Source organism: Pilimelia anulata (genome assembly GCF_014647895.1).
In the GTDB taxonomy this organism is placed as follows: Bacteria; Actinomycetota; Actinomycetes; order Mycobacteriales; family Micromonosporaceae; genus Pilimelia; species Pilimelia anulata.
Map to the genome: position 1 here is coordinate 237,958 of NZ_BMQB01000007.1, position 12,847 is coordinate 250,804.

Annotated in this window: 19 protein-coding genes and 1 pseudogene; 10 read left to right on the forward strand and 10 right to left on the reverse strand. The window is 73.7% G+C overall.

Translation table 11 applies throughout. The annotated features are described in order from the left end of the window. Nucleotides 1-239: 239 nt before the first annotated feature. Both IEY94_RS17075 and IEY94_RS17080 read left to right on the forward strand, forming a co-directional pair. Nucleotides 240-1,022 (forward strand): hypothetical protein, encoded by a 783-nt coding sequence (locus IEY94_RS17075; protein WP_189171180.1) that lies wholly within the window; start codon nucleotides 240-242, stop codon nucleotides 1,020-1,022. Beyond that, nucleotides 1,022-2,461 carry a DUF2079 domain-containing protein gene (locus IEY94_RS17080; protein ID WP_189171181.1) on the forward strand — a complete coding sequence of 480 codons (1,440 nt, stop codon included), beginning with the start codon at nucleotides 1,022-1,024 and terminating at the stop codon, nucleotides 2,459-2,461. Before IEY94_RS17075 ends, IEY94_RS17080 begins: the two co-directional genes overlap by 1 nt. 54 nt (nucleotides 2,462-2,515) lie before the next feature. Here IEY94_RS17080 and IEY94_RS17085 read toward each other — a convergent pair whose 3' ends face one another. The 4 genes from IEY94_RS17085 to IEY94_RS17100 form a co-directional block, all read right to left on the reverse strand. Further along, complete coding sequence (locus IEY94_RS17085; RefSeq protein ID WP_189171182.1) at nucleotides 2,516-2,905, reverse strand: hypothetical protein; 390 nt, start codon at nucleotides 2,903-2,905, stop codon at nucleotides 2,516-2,518. Then, complete coding sequence (locus IEY94_RS17090) at nucleotides 2,898-3,251, reverse strand: hypothetical protein (RefSeq protein ID WP_229784138.1); 354 nt, start codon at nucleotides 3,249-3,251, stop codon at nucleotides 2,898-2,900. Before IEY94_RS17090 ends, IEY94_RS17085 begins: the two co-directional genes overlap by 8 nt. A 4-nt stretch (nucleotides 3,252-3,255) precedes the next feature. Continuing rightward, a complete protein-coding gene (locus IEY94_RS17095; RefSeq protein WP_189171183.1) occupies nucleotides 3,256-4,020 on the reverse strand; it encodes a GNAT family N-acetyltransferase in 765 nt (254 codons plus the stop codon). A gap of 97 nt (nucleotides 4,021-4,117) precedes the next feature. Beyond that, nucleotides 4,118-4,792: a response regulator transcription factor gene (locus IEY94_RS17100; RefSeq protein WP_189171184.1), complete on the reverse strand. Its 675-nt coding sequence runs from the start codon at nucleotides 4,790-4,792 to the stop codon at nucleotides 4,118-4,120. Nucleotides 4,793-5,028: 236 nt separating this feature from the next. Here IEY94_RS17100 and IEY94_RS17105 point away from each other — a divergent pair, with 236 nt between their 5' ends. Further along, entirely contained in the window at nucleotides 5,029-5,769 is a 741-nt protein-coding gene (locus tag IEY94_RS17105) for a response regulator transcription factor (protein WP_189171185.1), read from the forward strand. Nucleotides 5,770-5,886: 117 nt separating this feature from the next. Then, nucleotides 5,887-6,654 carry a hydrolase gene (locus IEY94_RS17110; RefSeq protein WP_189171186.1) on the forward strand — a complete coding sequence of 256 codons (768 nt, stop codon included), beginning with the start codon at nucleotides 5,887-5,889 and terminating at the stop codon, nucleotides 6,652-6,654. Nucleotides 6,655-6,741: 87 nt separating this feature from the next. On the opposite strand, the gene IEY94_RS17115 is transcribed toward IEY94_RS17110, so the two are convergent. Next, nucleotides 6,742-7,074, reverse strand: coding sequence for a TfoX/Sxy family protein (locus IEY94_RS17115; protein WP_189171187.1), 333 nt, complete (start codon nucleotides 7,072-7,074; stop codon nucleotides 6,742-6,744). A 55-nt stretch (nucleotides 7,075-7,129) separates the two neighbouring features. Between IEY94_RS17115 and IEY94_RS17120 the strand changes: the two genes are divergently transcribed. Next, nucleotides 7,130-7,564: an MmcQ/YjbR family DNA-binding protein gene (locus IEY94_RS17120; RefSeq protein ID WP_229784140.1), complete on the forward strand. Its 435-nt coding sequence runs from the start codon at nucleotides 7,130-7,132 to the stop codon at nucleotides 7,562-7,564. 511 nt (nucleotides 7,565-8,075) lie between these two features. Further along, nucleotides 8,076-8,417 carry a DUF2200 domain-containing protein gene (locus IEY94_RS17125; RefSeq protein ID WP_189171188.1) on the forward strand — a complete coding sequence of 114 codons (342 nt, stop codon included), beginning with the start codon at nucleotides 8,076-8,078 and terminating at the stop codon, nucleotides 8,415-8,417. Nucleotides 8,418-8,471: 54 nt separating this feature from the next. On the opposite strand, the gene IEY94_RS24370 is transcribed toward IEY94_RS17125, so the two are convergent. The 3 genes from IEY94_RS24370 to IEY94_RS17140 form a co-directional block, all read right to left on the reverse strand. Beyond that, on the reverse strand, nucleotides 8,472-8,783 hold the full coding sequence (locus tag IEY94_RS24370; RefSeq protein WP_189171189.1) for a type II toxin-antitoxin system PemK/MazF family toxin: 312 nt from the start codon (nucleotides 8,781-8,783) through the stop codon (nucleotides 8,472-8,474). A gap of 23 nt (nucleotides 8,784-8,806) precedes the next feature. Next, nucleotides 8,807-9,163 carry a hypothetical protein gene (locus IEY94_RS23665; protein ID WP_229784142.1) on the reverse strand — a complete coding sequence of 119 codons (357 nt, stop codon included), beginning with the start codon at nucleotides 9,161-9,163 and terminating at the stop codon, nucleotides 8,807-8,809. Nucleotides 9,164-9,492: 329 nt separating this feature from the next. Next, nucleotides 9,493-9,756 carry a hypothetical protein gene (locus IEY94_RS17140; protein ID WP_189171190.1) on the reverse strand — a complete coding sequence of 88 codons (264 nt, stop codon included), beginning with the start codon at nucleotides 9,754-9,756 and terminating at the stop codon, nucleotides 9,493-9,495. 195 nt (nucleotides 9,757-9,951) lie between these two features. On the opposite strand from IEY94_RS17140, the gene IEY94_RS17145 reads away from it, so the two are divergent. Then, on the forward strand, nucleotides 9,952-10,293 hold the full coding sequence (locus tag IEY94_RS17145) for a glyoxalase superfamily protein (RefSeq protein ID WP_189171191.1): 342 nt from the start codon (nucleotides 9,952-9,954) through the stop codon (nucleotides 10,291-10,293). Nucleotides 10,294-10,300: 7 nt separating this feature from the next. Here IEY94_RS17145 and IEY94_RS17150 read toward each other — a convergent pair whose 3' ends face one another. Continuing rightward, on the reverse strand, nucleotides 10,301-10,705 hold the full coding sequence (locus IEY94_RS17150) for a type II toxin-antitoxin system VapC family toxin (RefSeq protein ID WP_189171192.1): 405 nt from the start codon (nucleotides 10,703-10,705) through the stop codon (nucleotides 10,301-10,303). 121 nt (nucleotides 10,706-10,826) lie between these two features. Between IEY94_RS17150 and IEY94_RS17155 the strand changes: the two genes are divergently transcribed. The 3 genes from IEY94_RS17155 to IEY94_RS17165 are packed head-to-tail and all read left to right on the forward strand — an operon-like array spanning nucleotide 10,827 to nucleotide 12,592. Continuing rightward, nucleotides 10,827-11,738 carry an SPFH domain-containing protein gene (locus IEY94_RS17155; RefSeq protein WP_189171193.1) on the forward strand — a complete coding sequence of 304 codons (912 nt, stop codon included), beginning with the start codon at nucleotides 10,827-10,829 and terminating at the stop codon, nucleotides 11,736-11,738. Between the two features lie 4 nt (nucleotides 11,739-11,742). After that, nucleotides 11,743-11,958: a type II toxin-antitoxin system antitoxin gene (locus tag IEY94_RS17160; RefSeq protein ID WP_189171194.1), complete on the forward strand. Its 216-nt coding sequence runs from the start codon at nucleotides 11,743-11,745 to the stop codon at nucleotides 11,956-11,958. Between the two features lies 1 nt (nucleotide 11,959). Beyond that, nucleotides 11,960-12,592: a GOLPH3/VPS74 family protein gene (locus IEY94_RS17165; RefSeq protein ID WP_189171195.1), complete on the forward strand. Its 633-nt coding sequence runs from the start codon at nucleotides 11,960-11,962 to the stop codon at nucleotides 12,590-12,592. 9 nt (nucleotides 12,593-12,601) lie between these two features. Here IEY94_RS17165 and IEY94_RS17170 read toward each other — a convergent pair. After that, nucleotides 12,602-12,847: pseudogene (locus IEY94_RS17170) on the reverse strand (IS5/IS1182 family transposase); the annotation flags it as partial.

Below are 12,847 nucleotides of genomic sequence, written 5' to 3' on the forward strand. Positions count from 1 at the left end.
GGGCCGCCCGGCGGCGGTCGCGAGCAGCGGGTACATCCGGTTACTGCCCCATCGGCCGGGTGGTCGGGGTTCGTCAGCCGCCGCGCGGATTGCCCCCTCCCCGGGCGCGGATCCACGATGGTTCTGGCTATTCTTCGATCCGACCGGCCGGCACCGCCGGCCGGTGACGCGCCGGCGCCGCCGGCGCGCGGGACTCAGGCGGCCCGCTGCCCCCGGCGGCGCCGCCGGGAGAGGGCACCGTGAAGCGCATCGACCGTCGCGCCGTACCCCCGGCCCTGGCGGGCCTCCTGGCCGCCCTGCTGCTCGCCGCCGCCGGCTGCACCGCCGCCGGCACGGGCGGCGGCCAGGCCGCCGGGCGCGCCCGCACGCCGCAGGAGGCCCTGCAGGCCGCCGCGCCGGACCGGTCCGGGGGCAGCTTCCGGTACACCCTGGCCGACCCCGACAGCACCGGCACCGGCGTGCTCGACCCCCGCGCCGGCCGCGGCCTCATCGAGATCAACCAGCGCGAGCCCGGCGACGACCTGGTCGTCAAGACCGGCTTCCTCAAGATCGGCCCGGACCTGTGGACCCGGATCACGCCGAGCCGCCGGGTTCCCGGCTTCCCCGTCCCGGACAAGTGGCTGCGGATCGACCCGGCGAAGGTGACCAGCACCGACCTGCTCGCCGAGTTCGCCGCCGACCCGACCGGCGCCGCCGCGCTCGCCGCCCGCACCGGCGGGGTCACCGCCGACCCGTCCGGGTACCGCGGCACCGTCGACCTGACCGCGCTGGGCGGCGTCGAGCTGGTCCCGCCGGCCCGGGTCACCGCGCTCGGCCCGAAGGCCGCCGCGGTGCCGTTCGAGGCCGTCGTGGACGCCGAGCAGCGGCTCAGCAAGCTCACCGTCCGGGTGCCGGCCGCCGGGAGGGCGAAGGCGTACGAGCGGGTGTCCACGTACGGCGACTACGGCGCCGCCGCGATCCCGGCCGCGCCGACGGCGGCCATCGACGCCCCGGCCGGCGTCTACGACCTGCTCAACAAGTAGTGCCCGCCGCCGCGCGCGGCCGGGCGCTGCCGTACGCCCTCGCCGCGCCCTTCCTCGCCCTGTACACCGCGCTGTCCGTGCTCCGCTGGGAACGGATGGAGACCACCGCGTTCGACCTGGGAATCTTCACCCAGGCCGTCCGCTCGTACGCCGAGCTGCGCGCCCCCACCGCCGACCTCAAGGGGCCCGGCTTCCCGCTGCTCGGCGACCACTTCCACCCGATCCTCGCGCTGCTCGCCCCGTTCTACGCGCTGTGCCCGACGCCGGTGACGCTGCTGGTGGCGCAGGCGTTCCTGTTCGCGCTGTCGATCGTCCCGCTGGCCCGGCTCGGGATCGCCCGGCTCGGCGCGTGGCCGGGGTCGCTGCTCGCGGTCGGGTACGGGCTGTCGTTCGGCGTGCAGCAGGCGGTGGTGTTCGACTTCCACGAGATCGCGTTCGCGGTGCCGCTGCTGGCGTTCTGCGCCGAGGCGCTGCTGACCGAGCGGTGGCGCCGGGCCTGCTGGTACGCCCTGCCGCTGCTGCTGGTCAAGGAGGACCAGGCGGCGCTGGTGGTGGCGATCGGCGGGTACCTGCTGCTGCGCGGCCAGCGCCGGCTCGGCGCCCTGCTCGCCGGCGCCGGGGTGCTGGTCGGCCTGCTGACCGTCCTGGTGGTCGTGCCGGCGTTCAACCCCGACGGCCGGTACCCGTACCTCGGCTCGGTCGGCGGCGGCGGCGAGAGCAACCCGCTGCTGCGGCTGCTCGCGCCGGCCGACAAGTGGCACCTGGTGTACGTCCTGCTGCTGGCCACCGGGTTCCTCGCCGCGCTGTCGCCGCTGGCGCTGGTGACCGCGGTGCCGCTGGCGGTCCGGTTCTGGACGGAGAAGCCGGCGTACTGGGACAAGGCGTTCCACTACAACAGCGTGCTCATGCCGATCCTGTTCGCCGCGGCCGTCGACGGCCTGGACCGGCTGCGCCGCTGGCTCGCCCCCCGGCTGGCCGCCCGCCCCGGGCTCGCGGCGCGCCCCCGGCTGGCCGCCGGGCTGCCGGTGGCGCTGGCCGCGCTGGTCGCCGGGCACGCCGTGCTGGCCACGCTGACCGGGCAGCCGCTGGGCAAGCTGCTGCGCCCCGGCTACTGGCGGGTGCCGGCGGAGACGACGGCGGCGAAGCGGTTCCTGGCCGAGCGGGTGCCGGACGGGGCGGTGGTGGCCGCGGACAACCGGGCCGCGCCGCTGCTGGTCGACCGGTGCGTGGTCCGGATGTTCCCGGATGCGGTCGACCCGCGCGGCAACCCGCTGGACCCGCCGCGCCCGCCGACGGCGGAGTGGATCGTCACGCTGGACCCGCCGAGCGCGTTCCCGCTGCTGCCGCCGGCCTACCGGGCGTACGAGGAGACGCTGCCGGGCCTGGGGTACCGGCGGGTGGACGAGCGGGCGGGCGTGCGGCTGTACCAACGCGGCTGACCCGCGCCGTGGCCCGCGGGGGGTCCGTTCGCGGGCGGGCCGGGGGCGGGCGCGTCAGCGGGTGCGGCGCAGCCAGAGCAGGCCGAGGACCGGCAGCAGCAGCGGGACGAAGCCGTACCCGATGCCGTAGTCCGACCAGACCGTCGCGTCCGGGAACGCGCCCGGCCACAGCAGGCTCGCCGTCCCGACCGCGAGGACGCCGGCCAGCTCGACCGAGCAGGACAGCCAGGCGGCCCGCCGCCCGGTCCGGTCGCCGCGGGCCAGCCCGACCGCCGCGACCAGGTAGATCACGGCGGCGAGCGCCGACAGCAGGTACGCCACGGGCGCGTCGTCGAACCGGGTGGCGAGCTGCACGCCCGCCCGGGCGCCGGCGGCGAGCGCGAACACCCCGTACACCCAGACGAGGACGCGGCCCGGCCCGGTCCCGGTCCGCCGCTCAGCCATGGACCTGCTGCAACCGCAGGATCAGCACCGGCAGCAGCAGCCCCGCCCCGCCGATGATCGCCGAGCCCCACCGGGTCGGCTCCATCCGGGCCAGGATCACCGAGCCGGGCAGCAGGGCGAGCGTGGTGATCGCGTACCCGGCGAACGTGGTCGGCTCGGCGGGCCGGTCGCCGCCGACCAGCTCGACCGCGACGACCGCGGCGAGGATCACCACGAGCAGCTCGACCAGCCCGGCGCCGAGTTGCAGCACGCGGCCGGGGCGGCGGTCCAGGGCGGTGGCCAGGCCGCCGGCGGCGGCCAGGGCGAGGGCGGCGATCATCACCACGTCGGCCAGTCCGGAGTTCACCCGGTCACTGTACTGAGCCGGACAGGTCGTGGTACCGCCAGCCACGCTCGGCGAACCCGGCCGCCGCGGCGGCCCCGGCGGCCGCGGCGTCGCCCGGATCGTGCACATAGGTCGGTACCGCGCCCTCGTCCAGGCTGCGCCGGGCGGCCGCGGCGAACAGCCGGCGGGCCAGCCCGCGGCCGCGGGCGGCCGGCGCGACGTCGACGGCGAGTTCGTGCCCGCAGGCGGTGTGCCGCCGGACCCCCACCCCGGCCAGGTACGCGCCGGTGTCCGGGTCGCGGACGACCAGCACGGGCGAGTCGTACGCGGCCAGCCACACCGGCAGCGCCGGGTCGCCGGCGGGCAGCCACTCGCCGGCCTCCGGCAACGCGGCCGGGGCGCCGGTCCAGCGGAAGACGCCCGCGTACAGCCGGCGGCGCGGGTAGCCGACGAGCGCGGGCAGGTGGTCGGGCAGCCCGGGCGGGCCGGGGCGCGGCGGCCCGGGCGCGGGGCCGGCGGGGGCGCCGGCACCCCCGGCGTAGGCGGGCCGGCGGGCGGCGTCCGCGTCGGCGTCCGGGCGGGCGATGCCGGCGGCGCGGCGGACCTCGGGGGCGGCCACCGGCGGGACGGACAGCAGCAGCCCGCCGGGGTGGCCGACGGCGATCGCGGGGTGGGTGCGCCCGTCCCAGCCGGGCTCCAGCCGCCGGCCGGAGCCGACCACCTGGAGCGGGGCGAGCGGCGGCCACTGACCCAGCCAGCCGGCCAGGTGGTGCAGGAGCCGCCGTTCCACGGGCACCCCCGGGTGTTCGGAGTCGCCGGGCGCGGTGCGGTCGGCGGTCGGACCGCCGACGGTACTACCTCGGCGGGGCCCGTGCCCGCCGGTCGCGCTACTGCTGCGGCGGTACCGCGGGCAGCAGCCCGTGCCGCGCGGCCACGATGACGGCCTGGGCGCGGTTCTGCACCTGCAGTTTGGTGTAGATGCGGGCGACGTACGTCTTGACGGTACGCCGGCTGACCTCGAGCGCCTCGGCGATCGACTCCAGCGTCTCCCCGTCGGGCAGCCGGGCGAGCACCTGCTGCTCGCGGGTGCTGAGCGCGGGTACGGCCGAGCGGCGGGCGCGGGGGAGCAGGGCGGCGCCGGGCGCGCGGAACCGGTCCGGCTCCAGCGACGCCTGGCGGATCACGGCGGCGAGCGTCGGCAGCGGCGCCGAGCGGCTGACCAGGGCGGACAGCCCCGCGTCGGCGGCCCGGGCGAGCAGCTCCTCGTTCGGCTCGTGGGTGATCAGGACGATGCCCGGCGCCGGGTACCGGCGGCGCAGCTCCTCCGCGGCGGGGAAGCCGGGGCCGTCGGCCAGCTCGACGCCCACGGCGATGACCGTGGGGCGGAGGCGGTCGACGAGCGGGAAACCCTCGGCGGCGGCGGCCGCCTGGCCGACCAGGGCGATACCGGCGCTGCGCTGCGCCAGGTACGCCAGGCCGAGCCGGGCCACTTCGTGCCGGTCGAGGGCGACCAGGCGGACGTGGGCGGCGGCGTCGCGCTGCGGGAGGATCGGTGCGGGCATGCCCTGACCTTCGGCACGCTCCCGCCCGGTACGGGTGTGGCCGGAGAGTACTTCGGGTGCGGTGCGGTTGTCCGCGCCCGGAGTGGCCGACGCCACTCGTCGGACCCCCGCGGGGGCGGGCGTACGCCATGCGGCACGTCAGAGTGATAAATCCGCTTATAGTGGTCTTCGCTGCGGGATCACGTGGCGCCGGACCCGCACGGCCGGCGCGGTAGGCACAGAAGCGGGGCGATCCGATGAGTCGACTGCTGGTCGTCGAGGACGATCCGGACATCTCGCTGGCCCTGAAGCTGCTGTTCAGCCGCTCCGGGTACGAGGTCCACCACGCCCGGGACGGCCGGGCCGGGCTGCGCGACGCCTACGCCGAGCACCCCGACCTGATCGTGCTCGACGTCGGCCTGCCGGAGATGGACGGCTGGCAGGTACTGGAACGGCTGCGCGACATCAGCGACGTCCCCGTGCTCGTCCTGACCGCGCACGGGCAGGAAACGGACAAGGTACGCGGACTGCGCAGCGGGGCCGACGACTACCTCACCAAGCCGTTCGCCAACGCCGAGCTGCTGGCCCGGGTCGAGGCGCTGCTGCGCCGCTCGACCAGCTCGACCTCGTGGGCCGCCCAGGTGTACGACGACGGGGTGCTGCACCTCGACCCCACCTCCCGGCGGGTGTTCGTCGAGGGCACCGAGGTGCGCCTGACGCCCACGGAGTTCCGCCTGCTCAACACCCTGGTCCGGCATGCCGGCGCGGTCCTGTCCCCGAACCAGTTGCTCAGCCAGGCATGGGACGACCCGACCGGGATCGGACAGGAGCGGGTGAAGTTCGCGGTCCTGCGGCTGCGCCGCAAACTGGGCTGGACCGACCCGGACGAGTCGCCGGTGGAGTCGGTGCGCGGCTTCGGGTACCGGTACCGCCGCCCCACCACCGCCGCCAACGCCCCCGGCGGCGGCGCGGGCGCCGGCCCTGCCGGTACCGACTGACCCCGGCGCCCCCGGGCCGGGCACCCCGCACCGCGCTTGCACCCGACCGACACCGCCGGTGCGCGGCAGGTCCGGCATCGTGGATCCCGGAAGAGAAGCCGTTCCGGGGGAGTAGCCGTGGTAGACCGTGATCTCGACGTGACGCCGTTGATCGACCTCAACGCCGACGCGCACGTCCACACGGGCTTCTCCGTGGGCCGGGACAGCGTGGGCGCCATCGTCACCGCCGCCGAGCGCGTCGGCCTGCGCCAGCTCACCTTCGCCGACACCGTGACGCCGCGGGTCAACTGGCTGCCGGTGTACCAGAAGTCGATCCTGCGGGCCCAGCAGCGCACGGACGTCGACCTGCGCATCGGCGTCGAGGTCGAGGTCGTCCGCGCCGACGGCTGGCTGGACTTCCCCGAGGACCTCGGCGGCCTGGACGTGCTCAGCATCGGCGCCGGCCGCCTCCCGCTCGGCGACGAGCTGCTGGAGCCCCGCCGGGTGACCGACCTGCTGCGCACCGGCGCCCTGCGCGCGGTGGACGTCGTCGACCTCGCGGTCAGCGCCACCGTCAGCGCCGTGGAGCGCGCCTCCCGCTACGCCCCCACCCAGCTCGCCCGCCCCCTCGGCCTCCTCGGCCAGGTCGGCATCGACCTCGCGGAGCTGGACGAGTCCGTGCTGCACCCGCTCATCGAGGCGTGCCGCTGCACCGGTACCGCGGTCGAGGTCAGCGAGTCGTGGCGGGCCCCGGCCGCGCCGCTCGCCGGGCTGTTCGCGGCGGCCGGGGTGCCGCTGCTGGCGGCGAGCGACGCGCGGGACGTGGCGCAGCTCGGGCAGTGGCGGTACGTGGCCCGGCTGCTGTCCAGCCTGGTCATGGCCGACGCCCAGCGCGCTGCCGCCTGATCGTTTCGCTTGCCTTGGTGCCTTGGTGCCCTGCTGTTGGCACTGCCTTGTGGTGCTTGTGTTGGGCGATGCCTTGCGTCGGCGGCGCTACTCGGCCGGTAGTGATCCGGCGTAGGTGACGCCGCGGGACACCCATGCGTGGAGTTGGCGCTCGGTCGTCAGGGCGGTCGGGGCGATGTGCAGCCAGCCGTTCAGTTCGCGGCCGCGCATCTCGAACCGGCTGGCGCCGGGGCGCTGGACCAGGGTCGGGGTGTCGGCCGGGTCGACGCGCAGGAGCAGGCCGCCGCGGCCGCTGGCGGCGACCGCCATGTTGCCGTCGACCAGGAACGCCAGGCCGCCGAACATGCGTTTCTCCGTCAGGCCGGGTTGGTCCCGCACGATCTCCCGGATGCGGTCGGCGAGATCCTCGTCGTGGGCCACGCCGATCAGTGTCGCACCGGCGGTGGTCGAGTGGATGGGCCATTACGGTGGTGAGGTGACCAGCGACGGGAGTCGGGACGCCCGGGTGGCGGACGTGCACGAGTTGGCTTCGGCCATGCCGCACGTCACCGTCGAGTACGGCGGTGGCGAGAATCCGGTGTACCAGGTCGGTGGGAAGTCGTTCGTCTTCTTTCGCACGCCGCGGCCGGACGCGGTGGATCCGGTCACCGGGGAGCGGTACGCGGATGTGATCGTGTTCTGGGTGCCGTCCGAGGCGGACAAGCAGGCATTGGTACAGGACGAGGCGTCGCCGTTCTTCACCACGGCGCACTTCAACGGCCATCCGTCGGTGCTGCTGCGGGCGGTGCGTATCGGTGAGCTGACCCGGGCGGAGTTGGCCGAGGTCATCCAGGATGCGTGGCTGTCCCGCGCCTCGAACCGCAGAGCGGCCGCGTGGCTGAGCGCCCACCCGTCGATTCGCGAAGAATAGTTTTCGGGTAGGGCCGTCAAGTCGCGGGAGATCGTGAGTCCACGCGATTCCGGGATCCGCCTCCCATCGCCGCCCAGCCGGCCGAGCACGAGCGGCCCAACGCCCCACAGCAGCAGAGCCAGCCAGTCGATTTCCAACCCCCCCGCCGGCGAGCATCGAGAGCAGAATCAGTACCGCGGGCAGTGCCACCACGAAAGCTCCGGCGACGACATGCAACGACCGCACGTTGACCCGATCCCTGCCCCGGCCCCGTCGGCCATGCGCCCTCACCTCTCGTACTGCGGGCTGGTCATCACGCCACTGCGCCCATATGCCAATGGCTCATCGGCCGGTGTGGCATGTCTCAAGAATGGGGAACAGAACGCCCGCGCGCGCGCCAATGCCCGAGAGCACGGCCGAAACGCCTCCGCGGCACTGACCGCACGGTGGGCCGCTCGGTCCGGTACCACCTGCTCCAGCGCGGCGGCACCGTGATTGGGCTGCTCCGACGGGAGGCAGTACTGTCCGTGGGATGAGCCGGATCTTCAGGACCAGTGTCGCGTCGGTGTACCCCCACTATGTGACGAAGGTCGAAAAGAAAGGGCGCACCAGGGTAGAGCTGCACCGGGTCATCGAGTGGCTGACGGGCTTCGATGATTCCACCCTGGAGCATCATCTGGCCGCGGGTACCACCTTCGAGGACTTCTTCGCCGCTGCGCGGCTCAACCCGCGTGCCTCGTCGATCACCGGGACTATCTGCGGGGTGCGGATCGAGGATATCGATGATCCCTTGATGCAGAGGATCCGCTATCTCGACAAACTGGTCGACGAACTGGCCAAGGGCAGGCCGATGGACAAAATTCTGCGGACATAGCGCCGGGCGGGTCGTGGTTCGCGTTATGTGGCTCGGTGTTTCTTGGCCCGCGATTCAGAGACCGAGCACTCCACGCAGATTGGACTCGACCTTTCGCATTTCCGCGGGCGCAAGTCGACCGAGTCGCCGCCGGAGTCTCGGTTTATCCACCGTATGCAAGTCCGTGCAATTCACGTACGACTCGGGGTACTTCGTCACGCCGGCCTCCGGGCCGATCCGCACGTGTGTCGCGGCCGGACCCTTCGAACCCGTCACCAGCACGACGGTGACGGCCGACAGGGGTTCCGCTATACGGTTCACCGTCAGGATCACGACAGGGTGCGGACCCGCCCCCGGTACCGCACACCCCCACACCTCGGCTCTCATCGGCGCCAAGCGTTGAGGTGTCGCTACCACTGTTCGTTGTCCGCCAGCGCCAGTTCCTCCTCCGTCACCGGCGCGACACCTTCCGGGAGCGGCGCGGGCTGTCCGCCGTAGAAGCGTTGGATCTCACCGGCGGTAGCGATTTCCCGGGCCTCCCTGACCAGCAGGCGCACTCCCTCACGCAGCGCTTCGGACGTCGTGGTCAAGCTCAACTGCTGCATCGCGGCCCGGAGTTCCGCGAACTCATCGGCCTGTAAGCGGACCTGGGCAATGCTGGAAGCCGAGCCCGCCCGCCTCGCGTCGACCCCGGTCGCCCGCCCTTCGGGCGCCGCCGAGCCCTTCCGACGCCTCGTCGCCGGTTCCTTCTGTCGTACACTTGTCATACGGCTGAGTATGGCTGACCCTCGGCCGTCCGGCAAGCCCGATCGCCGCCCGTCGAGCGGGCGGGCGGGCTGAGCACCATCCACCAACGTGCTCGGCGTCTCCCGGGGCACGCCGGTACGGCTCGCCCAACCCGCACCAGGGAGTGCGCTGAGTGGATGCCGGGGCAGGCTCGTTTGTCATGGAGACCAGCGGCCTTACTGCGGAGGTGGGCAGTTATCGCGAGAACGCGGGTGCTTGATATCGGTCCGGCGCGAGGGATTCAACTCTCCGCAAGGCGCAGGAGCGCGACGGCGCGCCGCGACCGGTCGGACCGACGCGGCCGTCCCGGTCAGAAGGGGGGTGCGTCCTGGCCCATCAGGGCCAGCACCACGCCGCCCTTCCCGCTCTTGACCCCCTGGACCACGACCTTGCCGGTGCTGCCGTCCGGCAGTTCCAGGGTGAAGGTCTTCCCGACCGCGTTCTTCGGCCCGTTGCCGGCGCTGTTGGCGAGCCGGAAGTCGCCCGCCCAGGACGGGATCCCGCTCTTGCGGGCGGGCTCGGCGAACAGCCCGGCGGTGCCGGGGGTCCTGGTGCCGTCCGACGACAGAAGCACTGCGGCGCTGCGATAGGTAGCCATATGCTGCAAGGCTACCCCGGACCGCGCCCGCCCGCGCCACGACAGCAGCGCCGCGGGGAGCACGGGGAGGGGCAGGGCCATCGATTGCGTCACACCGCCGGCTCGGCGGCGGATTCGGATGCGCCGGCGCTCGCCCCCCGGCGGCGCTCATCGGTCTGCCACGATGGCGGCGTGGACGAGAGACTCACCCCCATCCTGCACACGGCGGATGCCCGAGCTTCCGCCGCCTGGTACGGCCGTCTCGGTTTCGTCGGGCAGTGGGAGCACCGGTTCGGGCCGGGCTTCCCGTTGTTCCTGTGCGTCTCGCGCGGGTCGATGCAGCTCTACCTGTCGGAGCATCGCGGTGATGCCCGACCCGACACGCTCCTGTACCTCCACGTCGCCGACCTCGAGGCGGTGGCGGCCGAGTTCGGGGCCGCCATCGAGGATGCCCCGTGGGGGCGGGAGGTGCACTTGCGGGATCCGGACGACAACCGGTTGCGGGTGGGCTGCGGTCGAACCCCGCGCGCTTGATCCGTCGCTACCCGCCGGCGAGCAGGGCCCGGACGGGCGCCACCGGGACCACGTTCTCCGCCCTGGTCGCCAGGTCGGGGTCCACCGTGACCAGCGCATCGGCCTGTAGCCGGACCAGCGCCAGGTACTCCGCGTCGCGCAGGGTGTCCCAGTCCTGTTCCCGGGCGATCCGCCACGCCATTCCGCGGGACACCCGGTCGCCGAGCAGCCGCATCCGCACCTCGGTGACCCGCTCGTGGGTCCGCAGCGCCGCCCGTTCGGTGCGCCCGCCCCGGCGGACGTCCCGCAGCAGCAGTTGCAGTACCTCCGACCGGATGGTGTGCGGCGCCACGAGCTGGTGGTTCGGGTCGACCGATCGATCGTTGTCGAGCAGATGGAGCAGCGTGGGGGCGTCGATGACATAGCGCGCCATGCCGCCAGGATAGAGGCGCGGACACTGCTGGACGCGCCCCCGAAATCGCCGCCCGCGAGCGCTGGCGAAAAGTGATATCACTTTGCTATCGTGAAGCTATCTTCGGAGGAAGGAGCGTCACATGACGGAACACCTCGACCTGCCCACCCCGCAGGTGCGCGAGCGCATCGCCAAGGGAGCCTCGGGCTGGCCGGTCCTCGGCCTCTCCGCGCTGCTGAACCTCCTCGGCATCGCCGTCTTCGTCGTCGGCGTGCAGCGGGAGAGCACCGTCGCCATCGCCAGCCTCGTCGGCGTCAGCGTCCTGCTCGTGGTGGTCGCCCTGATCATCGCGGCCGGGCTGACCCCGGTGGCCCCTGGCGAGGCCCGCGTGCTGCAGTTGCTCGGGCGCTACACCGGGACCGTCCGCACCGACGGGCTGCGCTGGGTCAACCCGCTCACCGCCCGGCGCCGGGTCTCCACCCGCATCCGCAACCACGAGACGGACGTTCTCAAGGTCAACGACGCCGACGGCAACCCCATCGAGATCGCCGCCGTGGTCGTCTGGCAGGTCGAGGACACTGCCCGCGCCGTCTTCGAGGTCGACGACTTCATCGAGTTCGTCGCCATCCAGACCGAGACCGCCGTCCGGCACATCGCCAACAGCTATCCGTACGACGCGCACGACACGGCGCTGATGTCCCTGCGCGACAACGCCGACGAGATCACCGCCCGGCTGTCGGAGGAGATCGGCGCGCGGGTCGCCGCGGCGGGCGTCCGCATCGTCGAGTCGCGGTTGACCCGGCTCGCCTACGCGCCCGAGATCGCCCACGCCATGCTCCGCCGGCAGCAGGCCAACGCCATCGTCGCCGCCCGGGCCCGCATCGTCGAGGGTGCGGTGGGCATGGTGGAGATGGCGCTGCTGCGCCTCGCCGAGAACCACGTCGTCGACCTCGACGAGGAGCGCAAGGCCGCGATGGTCAGCAACCTGCTGGTCGTCCTCTGCGGCGACCGGGACGCGCAGCCGGTGGTCAACGCGGGCACCCTCTACGCCTAGCCACATGGCCGTCGAACGCAAGAAGCTCCTCGTCCGGCTCGACCCGGCCGTGCACGACGCGGTGGCGCGCTGGGCCGCGGACGAGTTCCGCAGCGCGAACGCCCAGATCGAGTACCTCCTGCGCAAGGCGCTCGCCGACGCGGGCCGCCTGCCCCGCGGGGTCGGCCCGATGCGCGGACCCGGCCGGCCCCCCGCGACACCCGACCCGGAAGGGGAATGACATGGCCGTACCGGACAGCCTGCCGCAGCGGATGTTCCTGCTGGCGTACGACCCGGACAAGGGCCGGATCCGCGCGGGCGGCAACACGGGCGCCGTACTGCGCGCCGCGGCCCTCGCCGACCTCTACCTCAGCGGCCACCTCGCCGACGAGCGCGGCCGGGTCGCCGTCGTCGGCGTCCGGCGCCCCTGCCCCGATCCCGTCCTCGCGGCGGTGCTCGACGAGGTCGCCGGCGCCCGGCCGCGCAAGTGGCACACCTGGGTCGGCCGCCGGCAGCGCGCCGCCGTCGGCGCGGTGCGCCAGCAGCTCGGCGACGGCGGCTGGGTCCGGCTCGAACCCCACCGGATCCTCGGGCTGTTCCCCACGGTCCGGGTGACCGTCCGCGACCCCCGCGTCCGCAAGGAGCTGGTCAGCCGGGTCACGGGCGCCCTGTCGAGCCCCGTCGGCCGGGTCGAGCCGGCCGACGCCGCGCTGGTGGCCCTCGTCGCGGCGGGGGACCTCCACGGGGTCCTCGACCGCCGGACCAAGCGCGCCCACAAGCAGCGCATCCGGGAACTCACCGAACGCAGCGGACCCGCCGGTCCCGCCCTGCGCAAGTCGATCCGGGACGCGGCCGCCTCGGGGGGCGCGGGCTAGGGTATGTCTTCAAAGGGGTTTGATCCATTGGAGTAGCGCGGCGATGGTGACCGTGGCCCGGTAGGAGGTGGCGGTCTTGTCGTAGCGGGTGGCCACGGCTCGGTGTTGCTTGAGTCGGTTGAAGCAGCGTTCGACGACGTTGCGGCGCTTGTAGAGGTGGGTGTCGAAGGTCGGTGGTCGGCCGCCGGCGGCGCCGCGGCGGCGTCGGTTGGTCTGCTGGTCGGCGCGTTCGGGGATGGTGTGGGCGATGCCGCG